Below are 24,274 nucleotides of genomic sequence, written 5' to 3' on the forward strand. Positions count from 1 at the left end.
AGCCATGTCGATCGACGTCAACAACGAGTCCGGAACCGAGGTCGACGAGCAGGCGATCCTCGACATCGCCCGCTACGCGCTCGCGCGGATGCGTATCCACCCGCTCTCCGAGCTCTCGGTGATCGTCGTGGACGCCGACGCCATGGAGCAGCTGCACATCCAGTGGATGGACCTGCCGGGGCCGACGGACGTCATGTCGTTCCCCATGGACGAGCTGCGGCCGCCGTCGAAGGACGACGACGAGCCGCCGCAGGGTCTGCTCGGCGACATCGTGCTCTGCCCGGAGGTCGCCGAGCAGCAGGGCAAGGATGCAGAGACGCAGCACTCCATGGACGAGGAGCTCCAGCTCCTGACCGTCCACGGGGTGCTGCACCTGCTCGGTTACGACCACGAGGAGGCCGACGAGAAGGCCGAGATGTTCGGTCTTCAGGCGGCCATCGTGGACGGCTGGCGCGCGGACAAGGGCATGACGGGTCCCTCACCGGCCCCGACCGTGTCATGAGTCCGCAACTCGTCGCCGGCGCCGTCCTGTTGGTCATCGTCGCGTGGCTCGCCGCCTGCGCGGAGGCGGGCCTCGCGCGCGTCTCCAGCTTCCGGGCGGAGGAGGCCGTACGGTCCGGTCGGCGCGGCAGCGCGAAGCTCGCCAAGGTCGCCGCCGACCCGACCCGCTATCTGAACGTCGCGCTGCTGGTGCGCGTCGCCTGCGAAATGGCCGCCTCCGCGCTCGTCACGTACGCGTGCCTGCAGGAGTTCGACGCGACCTGGGAGGCCCTCGCGGTCGCCATCGGCGTCATGGTCCTCGTCTCGTACGTCGCGGTCGGCGTCTCACCGCGCACCATCGGCCGCCAGCACCCGCTCAACACGGCGACGGCGGCGGCGTACGTACTGCTTCCGCTCGCGCGGATCATGGGCCCGATCCCGCCGCTCCTCATCCTCATCGGCAACGCGCTCACCCCCGGCAAGGGCTTCCGGCGCGGCCCGTTCGCCTCCGAGGCCGAGCTGCGCGCCCTGGTCGACCTTGCCGAGAAGGAGTCCCTCATCGAGGACGAGGAGCGCCGCATGGTGCACTCCGTCTTCGAGCTGGGCGACACCCTCGTACGGGAAGTGATGGTGCCGCGGACGGACCTCGTCGTCATCGAGCGGTACAAGACCATCCGGCAGGCGCTCACCCTGGCGCTCCGGTCGGGCTTCTCGCGCATTCCCGTCACCGGGGAGAGCGAGGACGACATCGTCGGGGTCGTGTACCTGAAGGACCTGGCCCGCAAGACGCACATCAGCCGCGAGGCCGAGTCCGAGCTGGTGTCGACGGCCATGCGGCCCGCCACCTTCGTGCCCGACACCAAGAACGCGGGCGATCTGCTGCGCGAGATGCAGCAGGAGCGCAACCACGTCGCCGTCGTCATCGACGAGTACGGCGGCACGGCCGGCATCGTCACCATCGAGGACATCCTCGAGGAGATCGTCGGCGAGATCACCGACGAGTACGACCGTGAGCTGCCGCCGGTCCAGGAGCTCGGCGACGACCGCTACCGCGTCACCGCCCGCCTCGACATCGGCGACCTCGGCGAGCTGTACGGCTTCGAGGCGTACGACGACGAGGACGTCGAGACGGTCGGCGGGCTACTCGCGAAGGCGCTCGGGCGCGTCCCGATCGCCGGGGCTTCGTCGGTGGTCGAGCTGCCCGACGGGCGGGAACTGCGGCTGACGGCGGAGGCCGCGGCCGGACGCCGGAACAAGATCGTCACGGTGCTCGTCGAGCCGGTGGGCGCGGCGGATCCTGCCGAGGAGGAGAAGCCGGAGTGACTCCGCAGCGGCTGCGCGCGTTCTGTCTGTCCTTCAACGCGACCGTCGAGGACTTTCCCTTCAACCCGGACCTCTCGGTCTTCAAGGTGTTGGGCAAGCTCTTCGCGCTGACGAATCTGGGCGCGCGGCCACTGACGGTCAACCTGAAGTGCGACCCCGACGACGCGGTCCGGCTGCGCGAGGAGTATCCGGGCCTGATCATCCCCGGCTATCACATGAACAAGCGGCACTGGAACACCGTGACGGTCGACGGCGAACTCCCGGACCGCCTGGTCCGGGAGCTCATCGAGGACAGCTACGACCTCGTCGTCGCCGGCCTACCGAAGGCCGACCGCCTCCGCCTCGACCGCCCCTGAAGTCCCCGGGCGGCCCCGGCGCAGACCCGCCGCGACCAGCACCGCCGCCACCAGCAGGATCGCCGCGTCCAGGGACAGCACCGTGTGGACTCCGGACAGGAGGTCGGTGGACGTGGTGGCCAGGATGCCGAGCAGCGGGATGCCGATGGTGAGGCCGACCTGCTGGGTGGAGGTCACCAGGCCGGTGGCCAGGCCCTGTTCCTCATTGGGGACGCCCGAGGTGACGGTCAGGCCGTACGAGATGATCGCGCCGAGGTGGCACATGCTGGCCAGCGAGACCGCGGCGGTGGCCAGCCAGACCGACCGGCCGCCCTCGCCGAGGCCGAGCAGCGCGGCGGTGAGGACACCCTGGCCCGCCAGCGAAGCGACCAGCGTGCGGCGGGCGCCGAAGCGGCCGATGACCTTCGGGGCGTTCACTCCGGCGACGGCCGACATGACGCCCTGCACGCCGAAGACCAGGCCCGTCTCGAACGCGGAGAGGTTCAGGGTCTCCTGGAGGTACAGGGTCAGGACGAAGACCACCGTCGACATCATCGAGAAGGTCACCAGACCGCCCAGGTTGCCCCACGCCACCGTGCGGCGGCGCAGCATCGGCAGACTCACCAGGGGAGCTTCGCTGCGCGACTCGACGTACCCGAAGGCGGCGAGCAGCGCGACGCCCGCGACGAGGGTCGTGATCACGTCGGCGCCGCCGAAGCCGCGCTCGGCCGCCGTCGACAGCGAGTAGATCAGGGCCAGCAGACCGCCGGTGACGGTGACGGCACCCGGGATGTCCAGGCGCGGGCGGTCCGGGGTGCGGGACTCGGGGAGCAGGCCGGGCGCCAGCGGCAGCACGATCAGCGCGAAGACCGCGAGCAGGCCCATCGTGGAACGCCAGCTCAGTACGTCGGTCAGGACACCGCCCGCCACCATGCCGACCGTGAAGCCGAGGGACAGGAGCGTGCCGGAGATGCCGAGGGCACGGTCGCGCGCCGGGCCCTCGGGGAACGTCGTCGTCAGCAGCGACATGCCCGTCGGCACGATCGCCGCCGCGCCAAGACCCTGCAGCGCCCGCGCGGTCAGGAACGACGCCGGGTCCCAGGCGAAGGTCGCGAGCAGCGAGGCCGCGCCGAACAGGGCCAGGCCCGTCAGGAACAGCCTGCGGCGCCCGTACAGGTCGCCGATGCGGCCGAACAGGAGCAGGAATCCGCCCGACGGCAGCGCGAAGGCGGTGACCGCCCACTGCAGGGCGGACTGGCTCATGCCCAGGTCCTTGCCGAGCACGGGCAGCGCCACGTTCAGGACGGAGAAGTCGAGCGCGACCATGAACTGGGCCGCGCAGAGCACGAAGAGGACGAGCTTGTCGCGGGTCGACAGGCGGGTGGACCGGCGGGTGTCGAGGGGGCGCTGCTTCGGGTGTTTCAGGGGACTGGAGGTTGTGTCGGTCGGCATGGGCAAGAGCTTGCTGCGGCCGGAATAACCGTGGGGAGCCGGAACTTATGCTGGTGGTCGCACCACCAGTCGCCAGTAGGGGGATTCGTACGTGGCTGAAGACGCGGCGCTCAAGACGCACCGACGGCGGGAGTTGCGCGAGTTCCTGATGAGCCGCCGTGCGCGGGTCACTCCGGCCGAGGCGGGGCTGCCGGACGGCGGGGCCCGGCGCCGTACCCCGGGGCTGCGCCGCGAGGAGGTCGCCGTGCTCGCGGGGGTGGGCGCGTCCTGGTACCAGTGGCTGGAGCAGGGGCGGGACATCTCCGTATCGCCGCAGGTCCTCGACGCGGTGTCCCGTGTGCTGCGGCTGAGCAACGCCGAGCGCCGCCATCTGTATGTGCTCGCCGGGCTGAATCCGCCGGCGCCCGAAGTCGCGCCCGAGGTGCGGGACATGTGCGACGGGCTGCGGCGGCTGATCGACACGTGGATGCCGTATCCGGCGCACATCATGGACCAGTACTACAACTGCGTGATGTACAACGACGCCGCCACCATGGTCCTCGGGATGCGTCCCGAGAACTCCCAGAACTGCATCGTCGACTTCTTCAACGACCCGCTCTACCGGGGGCGTTCGCGGACCTGGGAGCGGAACGCCTGCACGGTGGTCGCCCAGTTCCGTGCCTCCTGTGCCGCCGCCCCGGACGACGAGGGGTTCCAGGAGCTGCTGGCCCGGCTGAAGGCGGGCAGTACGGAGTTCACCGAGCTGTGGGAGCGGCGCGACATCCAGGACGCGGGGCAGATCCGCAAGGAGCTCGACCATCCGCTGGTCGGGGTGCTGGCCGTCGAGTCCACCGCGATGAAGGTGCCCGCGCGGCCCGATCTCACCGTCGTCCTGCATACGCCGCTGCCGGAGGCGAACACCGCGGCGAAGCTGGAGTGGCTGGCTACGCCGGAGGGGCGGCGGGGGTCCATGTATCCGGTGGCGGGCTAGGACCTGGGGAGTGGTGGCCGGGTGTACGAAAGTCCTGGCCGGCGTGTCGATAAGCTCGGTCCATGACCGAGAACTCCGCCCTCGATCCCGAGGACCGCAAGATCGTCACCCTGGCTCGTTCGGCTCGGGCCCGTAACGGTGTGCCCGAGGGGGCGGCCGTGCGGGACGAGACGGGGCGTACGTATGTCGCCGGGACCGTGGATCTGCCCTCGTTGCGGCTGAGTGCGCTGCGGACGGCTGTGGCGATGGCTGTGGCTTCGGGGGCTAAGTCGTTGGAGGCGGCGGCGGTGGTGACGGAGGCGGAGGCCGCCGCTGCGGAGGATCTTGCGGCTGTGCGGGATCTCGGCGGGGCCGGGACGCCGGTGCTGGTCGCCGGGCCCGACGGGGCTCTGCGGGTGAGGGTTGTGGCGGGCTGAGTTTTTCGCCCCCTCCGCTCCTTCCCGTCCCGTTTCTGGGGGCTCCGCCCCCAGACCTCCGTTTCGCGCTGAACGCGCTCGTCCTCAAACGCCGGACGGGCTGAAATCAGCCCCTCCGGCTAGGGGCGAAAAAGAGACTTACCCGGGGTAACCTTCGGCCACTTTTGCTGACCCCTGGAGGAATCCGTCGGCAATCGCTTGCGTTGGCGAGCCGCTCGCGCATCAATGGAACCGTCAGTTCCGACGGACCGTCAGAAACACCGCCGCGTGGCGTCCCGCACCACGTACGTGGGCGGTCCGCGTACACAACACTCCGCACCCTCACCGGCGTACCGGTGACGCGTCCGTGTGCCCGGCGCAAGGCGGCGCCGTCCCTCCATCCCCACATGGCAATTCCCGTACAAGGGAAGGGAATCCGATGAGAAGCAAGCGACTCGGGAGTGTCGCGGCGTTAGCCGCAGGCACCCTCGCGGTGACCGGGCTGGCGTTCGCGCCGACCGCCGCGGCCGTCACCCCACTGACGGCCACCATCACAGCGACCTGCAGCATCGTCGGCGACGGTGAGGCCACCCTCACGGCCACGCAGACCGGCACGGCCGCGACCATCACCGTCACCTCCACCGAGATCACGACCCCGCTCGCCCTGGACCAGGACACGGTCAGCGCCACGCTGACCCTGGTGAAGGCGAGCGGCGGCACCAGCGTCTTCAGCGGTACGAAGAACCCCGCCATCCCGGCGGGCGGCGGGGTCTCGGTCGGCCCCCTGGACGGCACTGTCGCCCCCGGTGACAGCCTGGAGGCCTACGGCGGCTCCCTGCAGTTGGTGGTCTTCGGGATCCCCATCACCTGCAACGCGAACGCGCCGCAGTCCCCGGGCCCGTTCGTGTTCGAGTAGGCCCCAGTACGCGCAGACCGGTGCCGCCCGCGCGCAGCGGCACCGGTCCTCGCGTTGACGCGTGTCCAACTGGCCTTCTGCCGCGCACTGTTGGCGGTATCTACGAAATCTGATGGCCCATCAGTTGCTGTGGCCGGATTCCATTGACTTTTCACACTACCCGCACATCAATGGCCCCCTGTCGGCGCAGAAGAGCCGCTGCGCCCGCATCCCTCAGGAGGGGGCAACCATGTCAATCATGGGTTCGACAGCTCGAAGACGCCGCTGGGCGGCGCTCCTCGGGGTGACCGCTCTCGCGGTCACAGCCACAGGCGCGCTGGCCGGTCCGGCCGGGGCGGCCACGAACGTGGACTTCCCCACGCACTGCATCCCGCCGGAGATCGCGGGCATCCCGCCGATCGACGGCACCACCACCGCGGTCATCACGGTGGACAACGCCAGTCCCACGGTCGGCGACACCGTCACGGTGACGTACGAGGTGGTCAAGCCCGCCGCGAACAACCCCACGGCCATCAGCCTGCCGGCCGACATCATGACGCCGTCCGGCAAGGTCACGCTGGGCGGCGCCCAGACCGGGAGCGTCACCGTCGCGGGACCGAAGAAGAACGACCCGGTGGCGGGCAACGCCCCCTTCCCGGGGTTCACCATGACCGGCACCTTCACGGTCACCAGCCCGGGTGCCATCACGCTCTCGCCCGGCGACTACAACATCCACACCAGCTACATCCTGGAGCTGGACACCCCCTGCACGGTCACCAACGCGCCCGCGCCGGTCTCCGAGACGATCACCGCTGCGGACACACCCCAGCCCAACACCCGTGCCATTCAGCTGGGTTCGGCCTCCGGGAACCCCGGTGACAGCGTGACCGTCACCGGCAGCAACTTCACCCCGGGTGCGACCGTCACGCTCGCCGGACGGTCCGGTGTCAGTCAGACCGCGGACACGGCCACCGTGACCGCGACCGCGGCGGGCGCCATCACCGGCGCGTTGACCGTCAACGACAAGACGACGACCGGCGTCGTGGCGTACGAGGGAAGCAGCTGGAGCAGCGACCTGGGCGCGGGCCCGGCCACGTACACCGTCATCGACAACACACCGGTCCCGCCGAACAGTCAGAAGCTCAACACCACAGTGACCGCAGGGTCGTTGTCGATGACCCAGGACGGCGACACCGTCGACCTCTCGGCCGTCGAGTTCGGCAAGGGCGGTCCGTCGACGGGCGCCCTGAACACAGTGACCGTCCAGGACTTCCGCGGCGGACCCGCGGGCTGGTCCCTGGTCGGCAAGGTCACCGACTTCACCGCGCCCGGCGCCAAGATCGACGCCGGTCAACTGAGTTGGACCCCGGCATGCGCCACCAAGGCCGGGAGCCTGAGCACCTGCCAGGCCGGTTCGTCCGGCACGGTGGGCAGTTCGGGAGCGACACTGGCGTCCGCCCCCAACGGCACGGTCACCGGTGGTGAGTTCACCGCTGACGCCCAACTGTCGCTGAACGTACCGGCGTTCACCCCGCCGGGTTCGTACTCGGGCGTTCTCACGCTGACGCTCAGCTGATTCGTCCATCCGCACCTCGTGGCCGGGCGCGCACCCGCCCGTCCACCTCGTCCGTGGGGGTCCGCACCCATGCGCAAGCTGTACGTCCTCCTCCTGTGCCTGTTCCTGGCCGCACAGGCCGCACCCTCTTACGCCGCCGACAACGGCAGCTGGTCCGTCTTCCCCGTCTCGACGAAACTCGCCGCGCGGCCGTACTTCTACCTCTCCGCCGACCCCGGCACGACCCTCGAGGACAAGGTCACGGTCGCCAACAAGACAGGCGAGCCGCTGACCTTCCGGCTGTACGCGGCCGACGCCTACAACACCGTGCGCGACGGCGGGTTCGCCGTACGCACGCTCAAGGAGAAGCAGCGGGGGGTCGGGGCGTGGGCGCGTCCCGCGCGCTCCCGGGTGACGGTTCCCGCGCACGGCTCGGTCACCGTGCCGTTCACGCTCCGGGTGCCGGAGAAGGCCGAACCCGGGGACCACCCAGGGGCGTTGGTCGCGCTCGACGAGCGGATCGACGCGGGCGACGGGACCCTCGCGATGGGGGTGCAGCGGGCCGTCGCGGCCCGGATCTACCTGCGGGTCGGCGGCCCGACGATGCCCGCCATCTCCGTCGAGAAGGTCCGCATCACCCACCACCAGCCCCTCGTGCCCGGTCTGGGCGACAGCACCGCCACCATCTCGTACACCCTGCGCAACACGGGCAACGTGACGCTGAACCCGAAGGTCCAGCTGAAGGCCGAGGGACTCTTCGGCCGTACGCTGCTCTCGCGGGGACTGACCAAGATCCCCTCGGAGCTGCTGCCGGGGCAGCGGGTCCGGCTGAGCGAGCCGTGGCGGGGCGCGCCCCAGCTGGACTGGGGCGAGGTCACGCTCACGGCTTCGGCCCATGACACCCGTGAGTCGGCGAGCGCCTCGTTCTTCGCGCTGCCCTGGCTGGTGGCGGCGGTGCTGGGGGCGGCGCTCGTCGGGGCCCTGGTGGTGATCAGAGCGCGGCGCGGCGGCAGCTGGCCGTGGACGTCGGGAGAACGTCAACGCCGTTCATGGCCATGGGTGTTCAGAGCGCGTCGGGGCCGCGCTCGCCGGTCCGTACCCGCACCACCGTCTCCACCGGAACTGCCCACACCTTCCCGTCGCCGATCTTCCCCGTCTGCGCGGCCCTGACGATCGCGTCGATGACCGCGTCCGAGTCGGCGTCGTCGACGACGACCTCGATACGGACCTTGGGGACGAGGTCGACCTGGTACTCGGCGCCGCGGTACACCTCGGTGTGGCCGCGCTGGCGCCCGTAACCGCTGGCCTCAGTGACGGTCAGACCGTGCACGCCGAGTTCCTGGAGGGCGGTCTTGACCTCGTCGAGCCGGTACGGCTTGACGATCGCGGTGATGAGCTTCATGCCTGGGCCTGGACCTTCTGGGCGGAGGGGACGGAGGAGGAGACCGGGGCGCCGTGCCCCAGGACCCCGTGATCGTAGGCGGTCTCGGCGTGCACCGTAAGGTCCAGGCCGGTCTGCTCCTGCTCCTCGTCCGCGCGCAGGCCGATGACCCGGTCGATCAGCTTCCCGATGCCGTACGTGACGGCGAAGGCGTACGCCCCGACGGCCACGACGGCGACCAGCTGCCTGCCGAGCTGCCCGAGCCCACCGCCGTAGAGGAGGCCCTCGGCGCCGCCCGTCATCGACTCCGTCGCGAAGACGCCGATGAGGACCGTGCCGATGACACCGCCGACCAGGTGGACGCCGACGACGTCCAGCGAGTCGTCGTAGTTCAGCTTGAACTTCCAGCTCACGGCGTACGAGCAGACCAGACCGGCGGCGAGACCGACGACCAGCGCGCCAAGGAGGGAGACCGAGCCGCAGGACGGGGTGATGGCCACCAGGCCCGCGACCGCGCCGGACGCCGCGCCCAGCGTGGTGGGGTGGCCGTCGCGCCGCTGCTCCACGAAGAGCCAGCCGAGCAGGCCCGTGCAGCCGGCGGTGAGGGTGTTGAGGAAGGCGGCGGCGGCCAGGCCGTTGGCGCCGAGGGCGGAGCCCGCGTTGAAGCCGAACCAGCCGAACCAGAGGAGACCGGCGCCCAGCATGACCATGGGCAGGTTGTGCGGTCGCATCGAGTCCTTCTTAAAACCGAGGCGCGGACCGAGGACCAGGCAGAGGGCCAGACCGGAGGCGCCCGAGGTCACCTCGACCGGCAGGCCGCCCGCGAAGTCCAGCGCGCCCAGGCTGTCGAGGATCCAGCCGCCGGGACCCCACACCCAGTGGGCGACGGGAACGTATACGAGCAGCGCCCACAGCGGTACGAAGACCAGCCACGCGCCGAACTTCGCGCGGTCCGCGATCGCGCCGCTGATCAGTGCCGCCGTGATGATCGCGAAGGTCAGCTGGAAGGTCGCGAAGAGGATCGTGGGGACCGTGCCCTGCACACTGTCCGGGCCGATGCCCGCCATGCCCGCGTGCTTCAGTCCGCCGATCAGCCCGCCGAAGGCGTCGTCGCCGAACGCGAGCGAGTAGCCGGCGGCCAGCCACACCACGGTGACCAGCGCGATCGACACGAAACTCATCATCAGCATGTTGAGGACGCTCTTCGTGCGGACCATGCCGCCGTAGAACAGGGCCAGGCCCGGGGTCATCAGCAGCACGAGCGCCGTGGCGGCGAGCAGCCAGGCGGTGTCGCCGGTGTCGATGTGGGGGACAGCCAGGGGCGCGGCCAGGATCACGGTGTCTCCAACGGGGTGGGGGCGTCGTCCGAGGGTCACGGGCCCGCGTTTCCGGTTGTGCACACATGCGTTTCGGGCGTGTTTCGTGTTGCGTGGGGGTTTCCGGAACCTCACCGAGGTGACCGTGCCGCGGCCGAGACCGCCGCCGCTTTCGTCCGCCGTGCGGCAGGGCTCCGATGATCAGGGACAATGGGCGCCATGAGCGTTCGTACCGAGTCATCCGAGCCGTCCGAGGCCAACCACCGCGCCGGCTTCGCCTGCTTCGTGGGCCGCCCCAACGCGGGCAAGTCCACCCTCACGAATGCTCTGGTCGGCCAGAAGGTGGCGATCACCGCGAACCAGCCGCAGACCACGCGGCACACGGTGCGGGGGATCGTGCACCGGGCCGACGCGCAGCTGATCCTGGTGGACACCCCCGGGCTCCACAAGCCGCGCACGCTGCTCGGGGAGCGGCTGAACGACATCGTGCGGACCACCTGGGCCGAGGTCGACGTCATCGGCTTCTGCCTGCCCGCGAACGAGAAGCTCGGCCCCGGTGACCGGTTCATCGCGAAGGAACTGGCGTCCATCAAGAAGACGCCGAAGATCGCGATCGTCACGAAGACCGACCTCGTCGACGGCAAGACGCTGGCCGAGCAGCTCATCGCCATCGATCAGCTCGGTACGGAGCTCGGGTTCGAGTGGGCGGAGATCGTGCCGGTGTCGGCGGTCGCGGACGAGCAGGTGGACCTGCTCGCCGACCTGATCGTGCCGCTCCTCCCGGAGGGGCCCGCGCTGTACCCGGAGGGTGACCTCACCGACGAGCCCGAGCAGGTCATGGTCGCGGAGCTGATCCGTGAAGCCGCGCTCGAGGGTGTGCGGGACGAGCTGCCGCACTCCATCGCCGTCGTCGTCGAGGAGATGCTTCCCCGCGAGGACCGGCCCGCCGACAAGCCGCTCCTCGACATCCACGCCTTCGTCTACATCGAGCGGCCCAGCCAGAAGGGCATCATCATCGGCCCCAAGGGCAAGCGGCTGAAGGAGGTCGGCATCAAGTCCCGGAAGCAGATCGAAGCGCTGCTGGGTACGCCGGTGTTCCTCGACCTCCATGTGAAGGTCGCCAAGGACTGGCAGCGGGATCCTCGGCAGTTGCGGAAGCTGGGGTTCTGAGGGGCTTTTTTCGCCCCCTCCGCCCCTACCCGTCCCGTTCCCCTGGGGGCTGCCGCCCCCAGACCCCCGCTTCGGCCTGAACGGCCTCGTCCTCAAACGCCGGACGGGCTAGGGGTTAGCCCCTCCGGCGTTTGAGGAGCGGGGTCTGGGGCGGAGCCCCAGGAACAAGGGACGGGTAGGGGCGGAGGGGGCGAAAAAACTCAAGGCCGGCCCCCGCTCGGCGACAGGTCCTGCAGCCCCACCACCCGCAGCAGTTGGAGTCGTTCGTGGGACTCCGTGCCGGGGCGGGCCGTGTGGACGATCAGGAACTGGTCGTGGCCGGAGCTGAGCAGGATCTCGCAGTCGAGTTCGAGCAGACCGACGGTGGGATGGCGGAAGCGCTTCGTGGAGGCGCGCCGCACGGCGACCTCGTGGGCGTCCCACAGCTCCGCGAACTCCCCACCGGCCGCACGGAGTTCGGCCACCAGCCGAGCCGGCCGCGGATCCTCGGGCCGCGCCGCGGTGACGGCCCGCAGGTTGGCGACATGGGCACGGGCCAGCTCAGGATGGTCCTCGACGGGGAAGAGGGCACGGGCCCCCGGTTCGGTGAAGAAGCGGCGCACCATGTTGCGGTCACCGCCCGCATCCCCGACGAGCGCCGCCGCCATCGCGTTCTGGGCGAGCACGTCACCGTAGTCCGTGGCGATCATCGCGGGCGCGTCGTACAGCCGGTCGAGGATCAGCAGCAGCCCCGGCCGGACATGCGCGGACGCGCTCTCGGACCGCGGTGGCTCCTCACCCACCAGGTGGAAGAGATGGTCCCGCTCGTCCCCACTGAGCCGGAGCGCCCGCGCCAGCGCACCCAGCATCTGCCGTGACGGGCGCGGCCCCCGCGACTGCTCGAGCCGCGTGTAGTAGTCCACGGACATCCCCGCGAGCGCGGCCACCTCCTCCCGCCGCAGACCCGGCGTACGGCGCCGGGCACCCGCCGTGAGCCCCACGTCGGAGGGGTCGAGACGGGCGCGGCCGCGGCGCAGGAAGTCGGCGAGTTCGGCTCGGTTCACCCCTCCAGCGTGGCCGAAGGCGCCCGTCTTATCCAGGGAGTGCTGATCCCCTGATCGAGAGGTCTCTCCCGCCGCGCGCCGCCGCGTCCCAGGCTGGCGGCAGGCGAGAGGAGCACATGATGCTGACACTGGTGACGGGTACGACGGGTGAGGTCGGGCGCCGTTTCGTCCCGCGGCTGCTGGCGCAGACGCAGCCCGGCGAGCAGGTACGGGTCCTGGTCCGCGACGAGTCGAAGGCGTCCAGGTTCGCCGACCTGGGCGCGCAGGTCGCGGTCGGGGACCTGCGGGACTCCGACACGCTGGGGAAGGCGCTCGCCGGAGCCGACGCGGTGGTGAACATCGCGGCCTCCTTCCGCGGCGTACCGGACGACGAGGCGCGGGCGGTCAACCGGGACGGGGCGCTGGAACTGGGGCACGCGGCGGTCGCTTCAGGCGTACGCAGGTTCGTGCAGGTCAGCACGAACCTCGTGTACGGCGCGGGGCGGGGCCGCCCGCACACCGAGTCCGATCCCCACGTGCCCGGCGGCCGCCTGTGGGGCGCGTACCCGGAGGCGAAGCTCGAGGCCGAGCGCGGGCTGCTGGCCATGGCGGACCTCGACGTACGCGTCGGGCGGCTCTCCTTCGTCTACGGCGAAGGGGACCCGCACATCGCCCAGTCGATGCGGTGGGCGGCGCACTGGGCCGCGACCCAGCGCTTGCAGATGGTCCACCACGCGGATGTGGCCCAGGGGCTGCTGCGCCTGCTTTACGCCCCGGGCGCCGACGGCCGTGTGTACAACATCGCGGACGACGCGCCGGTGACTACGGTCGAGCTGCACCAGCTCAACGGCCTCGAGGTCCCCGAGGACCTGCACGACCGGGCGGAGGACGACGACCCGTGGCACGGCATCGTCTCCACCCGCCGCATCCGCCGCGAGCTGGGCTTCCGCCCCCTGTACCCCTCGGTCTGGACGGCGGCCGACGTGGGCGCGCTCTAGGGCCTGTCCGGCGGGACAGGCCCTAGTCCACACCCCTGATCCGCCCCACCAGCAGAGCCCCCGCGAGCCCGATCACCGCCGCCACCAGGTACAGCACGCGGTAGCCGCCCAGGTACGTCACGATCGGTGCCGCGAGGGCCGGGGCGGCGACCTGGGGGAGGGCGTTGGCCACGTTGATCACGCCCAGGTCCTTGCCGCGGTCCATCGCCTTCGGGAGGACGTCCGTCATCAGCGCGAAGTCGACCGAGGTGAAGACGCCGAAGCCGATGCCGAGGACGGCGGCCGCGACGATGGCGCCCGGCCAGGTCTGCCAGCCGGCGAGGGCGGCCGTGGCGACCGCCATCAGGACGCCCGACCAGATCACGAAGGGCTTGCGGCGGCCCACACGGTCGGACCAGACGCCGCCGACCACGACGGTGGCGAGGAGCGTGACGCCGTTGACCGCGGTCAGGATCAGGACGCCCTGCTCCGGGTCGTCGTAGTGCAGGCGGTCCCGCAGGTAATAGAGCAGATACAGCAGTACGAGCGCGTTGCTGAGGTTGATCAGGAAGCGGGTCAGCCAGGCCCAGGCCAGGTCGGGGTGGCGGCGGGGGCTCAGCCAGAAGGAGGCCAGGAAGGGGCGCCAGGACCACGCGGGGCGGGCCGACGCGGGCAGGCGCAGGTCCTTGTGGCGCAGTACGTACGGCAGGACGCCGACGAGGGTGAACACCGCGCAGGCCGCGTATCCGCCGCCCACACCCCCCGCCAGCGTCGCCAAGCCCGTCCCGCCGACCACGCCCAGGATCTGGGCCGCCCCCAACCAGCCGCCCACAGACCCCCGTTGGAGCCGCGGCACCCGGTCGGGCACGGCCGCCGTGACCGCGGCGAAGGCGGCGTTCAGTGTCAGCTGGACCAGGCACCAGCCGGCCGCCATCGTCCAGACGCCGCCCGCGCCCGCCAGGAGCAGCAGCGACAGGGCGCCGCCCGCCGCTCCGGCGACGATCCACGGCGTACGGCGGCCCCAGCGCGCGGTCGTCCGGTCGGACAGCGCCCCGAAGAGCGGGTTGGCGACCAGCGAGACGACCGCACCCGCACCCGTCACCCACGCCAGCATCGTCTCCTTGGACATGCCGGAGCCGGGCGCGAAGTCCTCCGCCTGGGAGGCGAGCAGGATCTGCAGGGGGCCGTACCAGCCCACCCAGATCGCCCCGTTGGCGAGCGAGAGCGACGCGGTCCAGCCCCGGCCGACCCGCTCGACGGGCTCGGCCAGCGCCGCCGCCGAGGGCTCGCTCGCGTCGGTCGAGGGCGCCGTCATCTCTTGGCCCGCAAAGAGTCCCGCAGCGCGTCCCGCAGCCACGAGTAGGACGCCTTCGGGGTCCGCTCCAGGGTTCCGTAGTCGACGTGGACGAGGCCGAAGCGGCGCGCGTACCCCTCCGCCCACTCGAAGTTGTCGAGGAGCGACCACACGAAGTAGCCGCGTACGTCGACGCCCGCCTCCAACGCCCGGTGCAGCGCCCGCACATGACCGTCGAGGAACGTGATCCGCTCCTGGTCGTCGATCCCGTCGTAACTGCAGCCGTTCTCGGTGATGACCACGGGCGGGAGCCGGTCGCCGTAGCGCTCGCGGAACCCGGTGAGCAGTTCCGTGAGCGCCTCGGGGACCACCGGCCAGCCGAAGTCCGTGACCGGGTAGCCTTCCAACTCGCGTACCGAGAAGGGGAGTTCGGCGGGCAGAGTCAGTCCGCTGAACTCGATCTCCGCGCCCTCGGGGGCGCCCACCTTGGTCGGCTGGTAGTAGTTGATCCCGTACCAGTCCAGCGGCTCCGAGATGATCTTCAGGTCCGACTCGATGTCACCGGGGAGCAGGTCGGCGATGCCGTCGGGGTAGCGGCCAAGGAGCAGCGGGTCCGCGAACAGGCGGTTGAGGAGCAGGTCGTAGAAGTCGGCGGCCTCCACGTCCTCCGTGCTCTGAGACGCCGCCCAGGTCGGCCCGTGCGAGTTGGCGATCCCGATGTCGGTGACGCCGGCCGCGCGCAGGGCCCGTACAGCCAGACCGTGGGCAAGGAGCTGGTGGTGGGCCACCGGCAGGGCGTCGAAGAGCAGCTTCTTGCCGGGTGCGTGTGCGCCCAGTGCGTGGCCCAACAGGGTGTGTTCGGCGGGCTCGTTGAGGGTGATCCACTTGGTGACGCGGTCGCCGAGGCGGGCGGCGACGACGGCCGCGTACTCGGCGAAGCGTTCCGCGGTCGAGCGGTTCATCCAGTCGAGGTCGACCGGCAGGTCCCAGTGGAAGAGGGTCGGTACGGGGCGTACGCCCGCCGCGCACAGTTCGTCGACCAGGCGATCGTAGAAGTCCAGGCCGCCGGGGGAGTTCACCCGGGGCCAGGAGATGGAGAAGCGGTAGGCGTCCACGCCGAGGTCGCGGAGGAGGGCGACGTCTTCGCGGTAGCGGTGGTAGTGGTCGCAGGCCACTTCGGCTGTGGAGCCGTCCTTCACGTTTCCCTGTTCGGCGGTGAAGGTGTCCCACACCGAGGGGGCGCGTTTGTCGGTGGCTCCCTCGATCTGGTGGGCCGATGTCGATACGCCCCAGAGGAAGTTGGGCGGGAATTTCGGGAGGGTCGTCGCCATGCGCGCGATCATCCTTACCCGCAGTAATGGAAGTCAACGGTGCCGTGTGAACTGGCCGTTACAGCGTTCCGGGTGTCGGAGGGAATCGGCCTGACCTACGGCGTGCGAGGGGTTGCGGAGGCGAGCTGCATACTGAGTATGATACTCGGTATATTCCTACCGAGGTGGCTGCCCATGAGCGTGCGACATGCGCTGCTGGCCCTGCTCAGCGAGGGCCCGAAGTACGGACTGCAACTGCGCCAGGAGTTCGAGGCCCGGACCGGAGAGGTCTGGCCGCTCAACGTGGGTCAGGTCTACACAACGGTCCAGCGCCTGGAGCGTGATGGCATGGTCGTCTCCGACGACACGGAGGAGCCCGGGCCGCAGAAGAGCTACCGGATCACCGAGGCGGGCGGCGAGGAGCTGCAGGCCTGGCTGGCCACGCCATCCACGGCTGATGTGCCGCCGCGCGACGAGCTGGTCATCAAGGTGCTGGTCGCGCTGCGGGTGCCGGGAGTGCGGGTGACCGCGATCCTGCAGACGCACCGCAGGCACGTGATCGAGACCATGGCCCGCTACGCCCGGCTCAAGGAGGGGGCCGGGCCGGACGCCATCGGCCTGTTGCTGGTGGCCGACGCCGAGCTGTTCCGGCTGGAGGCGATCGTGCGCTGGCTGGACGCCGCCGATGCCCGGCTGCGGCAGCTGGCGCCCGCCGAGTCCGCGGACGCCACTGCCAGGGAGAGGGCGGCCCGATGAGTCCGGTGCTCGAACTGCGCGGCATCACCAAGGTGTACGGGACGGGGGCGGCCCAGGTGCATGCCCTGACCGGGGTGGACCTCACGGTGCGGGCCGGAGAGATGGTCGCGGTCATGGGCCCTTCCGGCTCGGGCAAGTCGACGCTGCTGACCATCGCGGGCAGCCTTGAGCAGCCGACCAGCGGCGAGGTGCTGGTCGAGGGGATACCGCTCTCCGGGATGTCGCGCTCCGAGCAGGCGCGGATGCGCCGCCGCCGCGTCGGCTACGTCTTCCAGGACTTCAACCTGCTGCCAGGACTGACCGCCGCCGAGAACATCACTCTGCCCCTGGAACTGGACGGCACGCGCGCCAAGGTCGCCGCCGCCGCGGCCCTGCGGGCACTGGAGCAGGTCGGCCTCACCGACCAGGCGGGCCGCTATCCCGACGAGCTGTCCGGCGGGCAGCGTCAGCGGGTGGCGATCGCCCGGGCGCTGGTCGGGGAGCGGCGACTGCTGCTGGCCGACGAACCGAGCGGTGCCCTGGACTCTCGTGCCGGCGAGACCGTCATCAGGCTGCTGCGCAGCGCCTGCAGGCAGGGCGCCGCCGCCGTACTGGCGACCCATGACGCGCAACTCGCCGCGTGGGCGGACCGGGTGGTGTTCGTCCGCGACGGGGTGGCCATCGACCAGACCGCGCCGCCGGCCGGCCCCGAATCCCTGCTGGCCGAGTCGTGAGCGCCCTCGCCCCACCCCGGCCGGCGGCCGGGCGCCCCGGAGTGCCCGCGCGCCGGGCGCTGGTCCGCTGGTCGTGGCGGCTGCTGCGCCGCGAGTGGCGCTCCCAGGCCCTGGTCGCCGTACTGCTCGTCGTGACGGTGACCGCGGCGGTCTGCGGCGCGACGACCATCGCCAATCTGCCGGATCCCGCCGATTCCAGGCTCGGTTCGGCCGACACCGTCATGACGCTGAACGGGAAGGACCCGCAGGCGGTCGCGTCCGACCTGGCGAAGATCCGCGCAAGCCTCAAGACCGTGGAGGTGATCGGGCACAGCTCCGAGAAGGCCCCCGGCCTCGGCACACCCGTCGACTACCGCTCGCAGCGGCTCCATGGCCCGTTCGCCGGGGCCCTGCTGGCCATCCACCAGGGCCGCTATCCCCAGGGGACCGGCGAGGCCGCCATCACCGCCGGTCTGGCACAGCTGCTCGGGCTGCGGCTCGGCGGGACGATCTCGCTGGACGGTCACGCCCGTGCCGTCGTCGGCATCGCGGAGAACCCGAGTTTCCTGGCCGACCAGTTCGTACTGGTCGATCCGGCCTCGACCCAACCGCAGTCGTTGTCGGTCCTGACCAAGGGCCCGGTGGGGCCGGGCGGCCTGGGCCTGACCACCGCCAGCCCGACGAGCGGGGGCGCGGGTGACAACAATGACGGAATCGTGGTCGCCACGTTGGTGCTGGGCTGCGCGATGATCCTGCTGCTGCTCGTCGCGTTCGTGGCCGCCGCCGCGTTCGCGGTGCTGGCCCACCGCAGACTCCGCCAGCTCGGCATGCTCGCCGCGATCGGCGCGACCGACCGACAGGTACGGCAGGTCATGACCGCCACCGGCCTGCTGATCGGCGTACTCGCCGCCGTCCTCGGAACGATCGGCGGACTGGCCCTGTGGCCGCTCGTCGCATCCCGGCTCGAAAGCACGGTCGACCATCGGATCGCGGTGTCGCACATCCCGTGGACGCTGATCGGCGTGCTGCTGGTGCTGGCGATCGTGACCTCGACCGGGGCGGCGTGGTGGCCGGCCCGGTCCGTGAGCAGGATGCCGGTGACGCTGGCGTTGTCCGGACGGCCGCCGGTCCGGACGTCCGCCCACCGGTCCGCGCTGCTGGCCGCGGTGCTGTTCATCGCCGGAGTCGGGGTGCTGGCCTGGGCCGGGAAGACCCGTCCGTGGCCGGTCGCCGGGGCCACCCTGCTCACCGCGCTGGCCGTCCTGTTCGCCGCCCCGGGCGCGGTCCGGGTGCTGGCGATGACCGGAGCACGGGCACCGATCGCGGTGCGGCTGGCGCTGCGCGACCTGGCCCGGCACCCGTCCCGGTCCGGTGCGGCGGTCGCGGCGATCAGTCTGGCCCTGGGCGTCCCGGCCGTGCTGGTCATCGTGCTCACCGGCTTCCAGTCGACGCCCAGCACCGGCAACCTCAGCGACCGGCAGCTGCTGGTCCAGCTCAGCGAAGCCGACGACGACAACCTGGTCCATACCCATACGTCCTCCGAACTGGCCGCCCTCGCCGGCCAGGTGAACCGGCTGGTGCCGGGAGCGACGGTCGTCCCGCTGAAAAAGGCGGTGTCGCCCGACATGCAGAAGGGCGCCGAACCCGACGGCGTCCCCGCGCAGATGACCGTCTCGGCAGGGACCCCGGGCACCGGCGACGAGAGCAGGGATGTCTCCACCTACGTCGCCTCACCGGCCCTGTACCGGCTGCTGGGCACCGATCCCGCCCGGATCGGCGCGGCCACCGACCTCGTCACCACCCGGTCGGACCGCCTGGTGATCCCGCGCGACGCGCGGGACCCCGCCATCACCCACGTCCAAGGCCCTGCCTACACCTCCATGCCCACCACGCTCATCACCCCGGCGGCCCTCGCCCGGCACGGCTGGACCACGATCAGCTCCGGCTGGTTCATCCAGTCGGACCGGCCGCTCACCGGGGCGCAGCAGGCCGCCGCACGGAGCTTCGCGGTGAACAACGGGCTGACCGTCGAGATCCGGGACGGCCAGGGCGCCGTCACCAACACCAGGCTGGGCGCCGTGGCCGTCGGCGTCCTGTTCGCGCTCGGCGTCCTGGCGATGACCGTCGGGCTGATCCGCAGCGAGGCCGCGGCCGACCTCCGCACGCTCACCGCGACCGGCGCCACCCCGGCGATCCGGCGCATCCTCACGGCCACCACGGCCGGGGCACTGGCCCTGCTCGGGGTGATCCTCGGGGCCGGCGGCGCGTGCCTGGCCATGGTCGCGATCTACCGGCACGATCTGGCGGTGTTCGGCCGGGTGCCGATCGGCTACCCGATCACCGTCGTGGTCGGGACTCCGGTGCTCGCCGTTCTCGCGGGCTGGCTGCTGGCCGCTCGCGAGCCGACGGCCATCGCGCGGCGGATGGGGGAGTAACAGGCTTGATCACATGACTGGGGGGTTGGCCATGCGCCGTGCGCAGAACGGGTACCCGGCCGCCACTTGACCACCGTGCGGGGGAGAGGCCCGCCCCGCTGTACCGACCTGTCCGGCCGAACTACCGGGATCCCTTCTACGCGCCCTCCTTCAACACCCGCGAGATCAGGCTCCGTTGCTCCTCCGTCAGTCTTGGATCGGCCGCGTACACCGTCTTTCCGTCCACCGTGATCTCGTAGCTGAAGCCGTCCGGAACGCCGGTGGGGGCAGCGCCCCGGCCGGCGGCGACCGCCTGCTCGGCCAGGGTGTGCCACTCGTGGGCATCGGGGCGTCCCGAGGTGTTCACCTCGGCGTGGCGCTCGATGCCTGCGAATCCGCCCGTGCGCCTTACCTGAATACGCATGGGTCCTGTCTAGTGCGAGTCGGGCCGAGGGGCTAGGCGGTGGGTACCCCGACCTGTTCCCACGCCTTCAGGACGGCCTGCAGTTCCTCGCCGTCGTTGAAGCGGGCGCGGGCCGCGGCGATCGTGAGCTTGGCGAAGTCGGTGAACAGGGCCTGCTGGCCCAGTTCGCCGCCGGTGAGGACGTCGTACCAGATCTGTCCCGCCCGCTCCCAGGCGTTGCCGCCGAGGGCGGTGGCGGCGAGGTAGAAGGCGTGGTTGGGGATGCCGGAGTTGATGTGGACGCCGCCGTTGTCGCGGCCGGTGTTCACGAAGTCGTCCATCGTCGCGGGCTGCGGGTCCTTGCCGAGCACGTCGTCGTCGTACGCCGTGCCCGGCTCCTTCATGGAGCGAAGGGCGGTGCCGGTGACGCGCGGGGCGAGCAGGCCCGCGCCGATCAGCCAGTCGGCCTCGGCGGCGGTCTGGCCGAGTGTGTACTGCTTGATCAGCGAGCCGAAGACGTCGGACATCGACTCGTTGAGGGCGCCGGGCTGGCCGAAGTAGGTGAGGTTCGCGGTGTACTGGGTGACGCCGTGGGTCAGCTCGTGGCCGATGACGTCGACCGGGATGGTGAAGTCGAGGAAGATCTCGCCGTCACCGTCGCCGAACACCATCTGCTCGCCGTTCCAGAAGGCGTTGTTGTAGTTCGCGTCGAAGTGCACGGTGGCGTCGAGGGGCAGGCCCTCGCCGTTGATCGAGTTGCGCCGGTAGGCGTTCAGGTACAGCTCGAAGGTCGCGCCGAGACCGGCGTACGCGCGGTTGACCGTGGCGTCCTTGCCGGGCTTGTCGCCCTCGCCGCGGACCTTCTTGCCGGGCAGGTCCTGGCGGTGCCGGGCGTCGTAGATCGTGCGGTGCGGCTTGTCCTCGGCGGCTTCCTTCGCCGGGGCCACGGTGGGCGCGCCGATGACCGTGGTCAGACGGCGGTGGGTGCGTTCGAGGGCGTCGCGCTCCAGGGTGCGGCGGGCAGGACCGGCGAGCGCGGGGTCCTCGGCCCGGGCCAGCTTGTCGAGGACGTGGGGCGGCACGATGGTGCAGAAGACAGGCTCGAAGCCTGACGGGTTGGCGGTCATGTGGGCACATTTGCACTGAGTCATGCCTCTGTCACTACCAGCAACCATGATTGGTGAAATGCGGCGATAAGGAACCCCCGGACCGGCCCTGAAGTGGTATAGCGCACCTTTCGCCCTATTTGTGAGGGCGGTCCCGCATACTGATACGGGCCCCCGCACCTGGCGCGGCTCGGCTAGCATGCGGAGCATCATGCGTTTCGGGCTGCTCCTCCTTAGCTGCCGCGGCGAGGGCCTGTAAGTCGAGGCCGACCCCCTCCCCGCGGAGTCTGGCGTTGCGCCGTCGGCCGTCCTTCCGGACACCTTCGAGGAGCCCACGCATCATGGCGAACCGCCAGCAGTCCACCTCCATGCCGGTCCACAAGTACCGCCCGTACGACCAGGTCGACATCCCCGACCGTACGTGGCCGGACAACCGGATCACCGTCGCCCCCCGCTGGCTCTCCACCGACCTGCGTGACGGCAACCAGGCCCTGATCGACCCCATGTCGCCCGCGCGCAAGCGCGAGATGTTCGACCTGCTGGTGAAGATGGGCTACAAGGAGATCGAGGTCGGCTTCCCGGCCTCGGGCCAGACCGACTTCGACTTCGTGCGCTCGATCATCGAGGAAGAGGGCGCGATCCCGGACGACGTCACGATCTCCGTACTGACCCAGGCCCGCGAGGACCTGATCGAGCGGACCGTGGAGTCCCTGGTCGGCGCCAAGCGCGCCAACGTCCACCTCTACAACGCCACCGCCCCGGTCTTCCGCCGGGTCGTCTTCCGCGGCTCCAAGGACCAGATCAAGCAGATCGCCGTCGACGGCACGCGGCTGGTCATGGAGTACGCCGAGAAGCTGCTGGACGAGCGGACCACCTTCGGCTACCAGTACAGCCCCGAGATCTTCACCGACACCGAGCTGGACTTCGCCCTGGAGGTCTGCGAGGCCGTCATGGACGTCTGGCAGCCCGGCCCTGACCGCGAGATCATCCTCAACCTGCCCGCCACGGTGGAGCGTTCGACCCCCTCCACGCACGCGGACCGCTTCGAGTGGATGAGCCGCAACCTCTCCCGCCGCGAGTACGTGTGCGTCTCCGTGCACCCGCACAACGACCGCGGTACGGCCGTCGCGGCGGCCGAGCTGGCGCTGATGGCCGGCGCCGACCGCATCGAAGGCTGCCTGTTCGGGCAGGGCGAGCGCACCGGCAACGTCGACCTGGTCACCCTGGGCATGAACCTGTTCTCGCAGGGCGTCGACCCGCAGATCGACTTCTCGAACATCGACGAGGTCCGCCGCACCGCCGAGTACTGCAACCAGATGGAGGTCCACGCACGCCACCCGTACGTCGGCGACCTCGTCTACACCTCCTTCTCCGGCTCCCACCAGGACGCCATCAAGAAGGGCTTCGACGCCATGGAGGCCGACGCGGCAGCCAAGGGCGTCACCGTCGACGACATCGAGTGGGCGGTCCCGTACCTGCCGATCGACCCGAAGGACGTCGGCCGCTCCTACGAGGCGGTCATCCGGGTCAACTCGCAGTCGGGCAAGGGCGGTATCGCGTACGTCCTGAAGAACGAGCACAAGCTGGACCTGCCGCGCCGGATGCAGATCGAGTTCTCGAAGATCATCCAGGCGAAGACGGACGCCGAGGGCGGCGAGGTCACGCCGAAGGACATCTGGGCGATCTTCCAGGACGAGTACCTGCCGATCTCCGGGAACCCGTGGGGCCGTATCCAGGTCCGCAACGGCCAGAGCACGACCGACCGCGACGGCATCGACACGCTCACCGTCGAGGCCGAGGTGGACGGCGTCGAGACGGTTCTGGTCGGCAGCGGCAACGGTCCGATCTCCGCGTTCTTCCAGGCGCTGCAGGGCATCGGCATCGACGCCCGGCTGCTGGACTACCAGGAGCACACGATGAGCGAGGGCGCCTCCGCGCAGGCCGCCTCGTACATCGAATGCGCCATCGGCGACAAGGTTCTGTGGGGAATCGGGATCGACGCGAATACGACACGTGCCTCGCTGAAGGCCGTGGTCTCCGCGGTCAACCGCGCGGCCCGCTGAACCCGTTCACCTGGTTTTTCTTCGCCCCGTCCGCCTTTCGAGGCGGGCGGGGCCCCGTCGTTTACCGGCCATTCCATGTGCAGGTCACGGGTGGGTCTCGTCCGGGGTACTGACTCCGCATCAACAATGTGGCTAACATCACGCCAGCGCGGCGATGTTGCCGCGGCGTTACGGAGGTGTGCGCGCGTGCTGCCAGGATGGGGACGAAACGGTCGTGCACTTCCGGTTTCCCGGATCCTGGGCACCCGTACCGCATGGACCACGGTCGGCGACGGCGAGTTCTTCTGCCCGGGCTGCGGAGGCGACCGCAACTTCCAGCGGCTCACCGGCCGGCGACGCTTCACCTGCCTCGGCGTTCCCGTTCTCCCGCGCGGCGAGACCGGGCCCGTCGTCGAATGCGCCGCCTGCAGCCACCACTTCGGCGCCGACGTCCTCGACCACCCCACCACCACCCGCTTCTCCGCGATGCTCCGCGACGCCGTCCACACGGTCGCCCTCGCCGTGCTCGCCGCGGACGGCCACTGCGCCCGTACGTCCCTGGAGACCGCCGCCTCGGCCGTCCGCTCGGCCGGCTTCGACGACTGCACCGAGGACCAGCTCGGCGCGCTCGTCGAGGCGCTCGCCGCGGACACCGGGCGCGTCCTCGGGGAGCCGTGCGGCGCGAGCCTGGCCATAGAGCTCCATGAGGCCCTGGACCCGCTCGCCCCGCACCTCGCCCCCACGGGCCGGGAGGCGATCCTCCTCCAGGGGGCGCGCATCGCGCTGGCCGACGGGCCGTACACGCCCGCCGAGCGGGAGGTCCTGGCGACGGTGGGCGCGGCGCTGACCATCTGCTCGGACGATGTGACACGGCTGCTGGCGGCCGCGCGTACACCGTCGTAATCCTCCCCGTACTCCCGGGGGAGTAGTCCGGCCGTCGGGCCACCCGCGGCGGTATCCCCGAACTCGCCCTCCCGCGCGACGAA

At 70.7% G+C, this 24,274-nt stretch carries 23 protein-coding genes; 15 read left to right on the top strand and 8 right to left on the bottom strand.

Annotated elements, in window-relative coordinates:
* Positions 1–4: 4 nt before the first annotated feature.
* Genes ybeY through OG266_RS29775 form a run of 3 tightly spaced genes read left to right on the top strand, consistent with a single transcriptional unit; the run spans position 5 to position 2,159 of the window.
* Positions 5–502 (top strand): rRNA maturation RNase YbeY, encoded by a 498-nt coding sequence (gene ybeY, locus OG266_RS29765; RefSeq protein ID WP_266462558.1) that lies wholly within the window; start codon positions 5–7, stop codon positions 500–502.
* The gene (locus OG266_RS29770) at positions 499–1,803 is read left to right on the top strand and encodes a hemolysin family protein (protein ID WP_371549310.1); all 1,305 of its coding nucleotides are present in this window, start codon (positions 499–501) and stop codon (positions 1,801–1,803) included. The genes ybeY and OG266_RS29770 overlap by 4 nt, the downstream gene beginning before the upstream one ends.
* A complete protein-coding gene (locus OG266_RS29775) occupies positions 1,800–2,159 on the top strand; it encodes an MmcQ/YjbR family DNA-binding protein (RefSeq protein ID WP_371549312.1) in 360 nt (119 codons plus the stop codon). The genes OG266_RS29770 and OG266_RS29775 overlap by 4 nt, the downstream gene beginning before the upstream one ends.
* On the opposite strand, the gene OG266_RS29780 is transcribed toward OG266_RS29775, so the two are convergent.
* Complete coding sequence (locus tag OG266_RS29780) at positions 2,121–3,590, bottom strand: MFS transporter (protein WP_371549313.1); 1,470 nt, start codon at positions 3,588–3,590, stop codon at positions 2,121–2,123. The two genes, OG266_RS29775 and OG266_RS29780, sit on opposite strands and share 39 nt — an antisense overlap.
* Positions 3,591–3,738: 148 nt before the next feature.
* Here OG266_RS29780 and OG266_RS29785 point away from each other — a divergent pair, with 148 nt between their 5' ends.
* The 5 genes from OG266_RS29785 (at position 3,739) to OG266_RS29805 (ending at position 8,575) form a co-directional block, all read left to right on the top strand.
* Positions 3,739–4,560: a helix-turn-helix transcriptional regulator gene (locus OG266_RS29785; RefSeq protein ID WP_266464292.1), complete on the top strand. Its 822-nt coding sequence runs from the start codon at positions 3,739–3,741 to the stop codon at positions 4,558–4,560.
* Between the two features lie 62 nt (positions 4,561–4,622).
* Positions 4,623–4,976, top strand: coding sequence for a cytidine deaminase (locus OG266_RS29790; protein WP_371549315.1), 354 nt, complete (start codon positions 4,623–4,625; stop codon positions 4,974–4,976).
* A 418-nt stretch (positions 4,977–5,394) separates the two neighbouring features.
* A complete protein-coding gene (locus OG266_RS29795) occupies positions 5,395–5,871 on the top strand; it encodes a hypothetical protein (protein WP_266462573.1) in 477 nt (158 codons plus the stop codon).
* A 238-nt stretch (positions 5,872–6,109) separates the two neighbouring features.
* Positions 6,110–7,426: a beta-xylosidase gene (locus tag OG266_RS29800; RefSeq protein ID WP_371549317.1), complete on the top strand. Its 1,317-nt coding sequence runs from the start codon at positions 6,110–6,112 to the stop codon at positions 7,424–7,426.
* Positions 7,427–7,495: 69 nt separating this feature from the next.
* Positions 7,496–8,575 (top strand): WxL protein peptidoglycan domain-containing protein, encoded by a 1,080-nt coding sequence (locus OG266_RS29805; RefSeq protein WP_371549319.1) that lies wholly within the window; start codon positions 7,496–7,498, stop codon positions 8,573–8,575.
* On the opposite strand, the gene OG266_RS29810 is transcribed toward OG266_RS29805, so the two are convergent.
* Entirely contained in the window at positions 8,469–8,807 is a 339-nt protein-coding gene (locus tag OG266_RS29810; RefSeq protein ID WP_266462583.1) for a P-II family nitrogen regulator, read from the bottom strand. The two genes, OG266_RS29805 and OG266_RS29810, sit on opposite strands and share 107 nt — an antisense overlap.
* The gene (locus OG266_RS29815; RefSeq protein WP_371549322.1) at positions 8,804–10,162 is read right to left on the bottom strand and encodes an ammonium transporter; all 1,359 of its coding nucleotides are present in this window, start codon (positions 10,160–10,162) and stop codon (positions 8,804–8,806) included. The genes OG266_RS29810 and OG266_RS29815 overlap by 4 nt, the downstream gene beginning before the upstream one ends.
* Before the next feature lie 150 nt (positions 10,163–10,312).
* Here OG266_RS29815 and era point away from each other — a divergent pair, with 150 nt between their 5' ends.
* On the top strand, positions 10,313–11,272 hold the full coding sequence (gene era / locus OG266_RS29820) for a GTPase Era (protein ID WP_266462586.1): 960 nt from the start codon (positions 10,313–10,315) through the stop codon (positions 11,270–11,272).
* A gap of 200 nt (positions 11,273–11,472) precedes the next feature.
* On the opposite strand, the gene OG266_RS29825 is transcribed toward era, so the two are convergent.
* On the bottom strand, positions 11,473–12,315 hold the full coding sequence (locus OG266_RS29825) for a helix-turn-helix transcriptional regulator (protein ID WP_266462590.1): 843 nt from the start codon (positions 12,313–12,315) through the stop codon (positions 11,473–11,475).
* Between the two features lie 119 nt (positions 12,316–12,434).
* Here OG266_RS29825 and OG266_RS29830 point away from each other — a divergent pair, with 119 nt between their 5' ends.
* A complete protein-coding gene (locus OG266_RS29830) occupies positions 12,435–13,292 on the top strand; it encodes an NAD-dependent epimerase/dehydratase family protein (protein ID WP_371553010.1) in 858 nt (285 codons plus the stop codon).
* Between the two features lie 22 nt (positions 13,293–13,314).
* Here OG266_RS29830 and OG266_RS29835 read toward each other — a convergent pair whose 3' ends face one another.
* Positions 13,315–14,586 (bottom strand): MFS transporter, encoded by a 1,272-nt coding sequence (locus tag OG266_RS29835; RefSeq protein WP_371549324.1) that lies wholly within the window; start codon positions 14,584–14,586, stop codon positions 13,315–13,317.
* Positions 14,583–15,908, bottom strand: a complete 1,326-nt coding sequence (locus tag OG266_RS29840) for a GH1 family beta-glucosidase (protein ID WP_266462597.1) — start codon at positions 15,906–15,908, stop codon at positions 14,583–14,585. Before OG266_RS29840 ends, OG266_RS29835 begins: the two co-directional genes overlap by 4 nt.
* A 162-nt stretch (positions 15,909–16,070) precedes the next feature.
* Here OG266_RS29840 and OG266_RS29845 point away from each other — a divergent pair, with 162 nt between their 5' ends.
* From OG266_RS29845 to OG266_RS29855, 3 genes are read left to right on the top strand one after another with little or no spacing between them, the layout of a single operon-like run.
* Positions 16,071–16,631, top strand: coding sequence for a PadR family transcriptional regulator (locus OG266_RS29845; protein ID WP_371549327.1), 561 nt, complete (start codon positions 16,071–16,073; stop codon positions 16,629–16,631).
* Positions 16,628–17,344, top strand: a complete 717-nt coding sequence (locus OG266_RS29850) for an ABC transporter ATP-binding protein (protein ID WP_371549329.1) — start codon at positions 16,628–16,630, stop codon at positions 17,342–17,344. The genes OG266_RS29845 and OG266_RS29850 overlap by 4 nt, the downstream gene beginning before the upstream one ends.
* Positions 17,341–19,758 (top strand): FtsX-like permease family protein, encoded by a 2,418-nt coding sequence (locus OG266_RS29855; RefSeq protein ID WP_371549331.1) that lies wholly within the window; start codon positions 17,341–17,343, stop codon positions 19,756–19,758. The genes OG266_RS29850 and OG266_RS29855 overlap by 4 nt, the downstream gene beginning before the upstream one ends.
* A gap of 136 nt (positions 19,759–19,894) precedes the next feature.
* Here the strand turns inward: OG266_RS29855 and OG266_RS29860 are convergent, their stop codons facing one another.
* Complete coding sequence (locus OG266_RS29860; RefSeq protein ID WP_371549332.1) at positions 19,895–20,161, bottom strand: protealysin inhibitor emfourin; 267 nt, start codon at positions 20,159–20,161, stop codon at positions 19,895–19,897.
* Positions 20,162–20,193: 32 nt separating this feature from the next.
* Positions 20,194–21,267, bottom strand: coding sequence for a M4 family metallopeptidase (locus tag OG266_RS29865; RefSeq protein ID WP_266462614.1), 1,074 nt, complete (start codon positions 21,265–21,267; stop codon positions 20,194–20,196).
* Positions 21,268–21,587: 320 nt separating this feature from the next.
* On the opposite strand from OG266_RS29865, the gene leuA reads away from it, so the two are divergent.
* Together leuA and OG266_RS29875 are read left to right on the top strand one after the other, a co-directional pair.
* On the top strand, positions 21,588–23,309 hold the full coding sequence (gene leuA / locus OG266_RS29870) for a 2-isopropylmalate synthase (protein WP_371549334.1): 1,722 nt from the start codon (positions 21,588–21,590) through the stop codon (positions 23,307–23,309).
* A gap of 186 nt (positions 23,310–23,495) precedes the next feature.
* Positions 23,496–24,191, top strand: coding sequence for a TerB family tellurite resistance protein (locus tag OG266_RS29875; RefSeq protein ID WP_266462621.1), 696 nt, complete (start codon positions 23,496–23,498; stop codon positions 24,189–24,191).
* Positions 24,192–24,274: the final 83 nt, after the last annotated feature.

Origin of the sequence: Streptomyces sp. NBC_00554, from assembly GCF_041431135.1 — a bacterium.
Taxonomy (GTDB): Bacteria; Actinomycetota; Actinomycetes; order Streptomycetales; family Streptomycetaceae; genus Streptomyces.

Coding starts and splice junctions, on each gene's coding strand:
- OG266_RS29850 (WP_371549329.1), top strand. CDS start 16,628: ATGAGTCCGGTGCTCGAACTGCGCGGCATCACCAAGGTGTACGGGACG.
- OG266_RS29795 (WP_266462573.1), top strand. CDS start 5,395: ATGAGAAGCAAGCGACTCGGGAGTGTCGCGGCGTTAGCCGCAGGCACC.
- OG266_RS29790 (WP_371549315.1), top strand. CDS start 4,623: ATGACCGAGAACTCCGCCCTCGATCCCGAGGACCGCAAGATCGTCACC.
- era (WP_266462586.1), top strand. CDS start 10,313: ATGGGCGCCATGAGCGTTCGTACCGAGTCATCCGAGCCGTCCGAGGCC.
- OG266_RS29835 (WP_371549324.1), bottom strand. CDS start 14,586: ATGACGGCGCCCTCGACCGACGCGAGCGAGCCCTCGGCGGCGGCGCTG.
- OG266_RS29865 (WP_266462614.1), bottom strand. CDS start 21,267: ATGACCGCCAACCCGTCAGGCTTCGAGCCTGTCTTCTGCACCATCGTG.
- OG266_RS29810 (WP_266462583.1), bottom strand. CDS start 8,807: ATGAAGCTCATCACCGCGATCGTCAAGCCGTACCGGCTCGACGAGGTC.
- leuA (WP_371549334.1), top strand. CDS start 21,588: ATGGCGAACCGCCAGCAGTCCACCTCCATGCCGGTCCACAAGTACCGC.
- OG266_RS29840 (WP_266462597.1), bottom strand. CDS start 15,908: ATGATCGCGCGCATGGCGACGACCCTCCCGAAATTCCCGCCCAACTTC.
- OG266_RS29785 (WP_266464292.1), top strand. CDS start 3,739: ATGAGCCGCCGTGCGCGGGTCACTCCGGCCGAGGCGGGGCTGCCGGAC.
- OG266_RS29780 (WP_371549313.1), bottom strand. CDS start 3,590: ATGCCGACCGACACAACCTCCAGTCCCCTGAAACACCCGAAGCAGCGC.
- ybeY (WP_266462558.1), top strand. CDS start 5: ATGTCGATCGACGTCAACAACGAGTCCGGAACCGAGGTCGACGAGCAG.
- OG266_RS29830 (WP_371553010.1), top strand. CDS start 12,435: ATGCTGACACTGGTGACGGGTACGACGGGTGAGGTCGGGCGCCGTTTC.
- OG266_RS29770 (WP_371549310.1), top strand. CDS start 499: ATGAGTCCGCAACTCGTCGCCGGCGCCGTCCTGTTGGTCATCGTCGCG.
- OG266_RS29805 (WP_371549319.1), top strand. CDS start 7,496: ATGCGCAAGCTGTACGTCCTCCTCCTGTGCCTGTTCCTGGCCGCACAG.
- OG266_RS29800 (WP_371549317.1), top strand. CDS start 6,110: ATGGGTTCGACAGCTCGAAGACGCCGCTGGGCGGCGCTCCTCGGGGTG.
- OG266_RS29845 (WP_371549327.1), top strand. CDS start 16,071: ATGAGCGTGCGACATGCGCTGCTGGCCCTGCTCAGCGAGGGCCCGAAG.
- OG266_RS29860 (WP_371549332.1), bottom strand. CDS start 20,161: ATGCGTATTCAGGTAAGGCGCACGGGCGGATTCGCAGGCATCGAGCGC.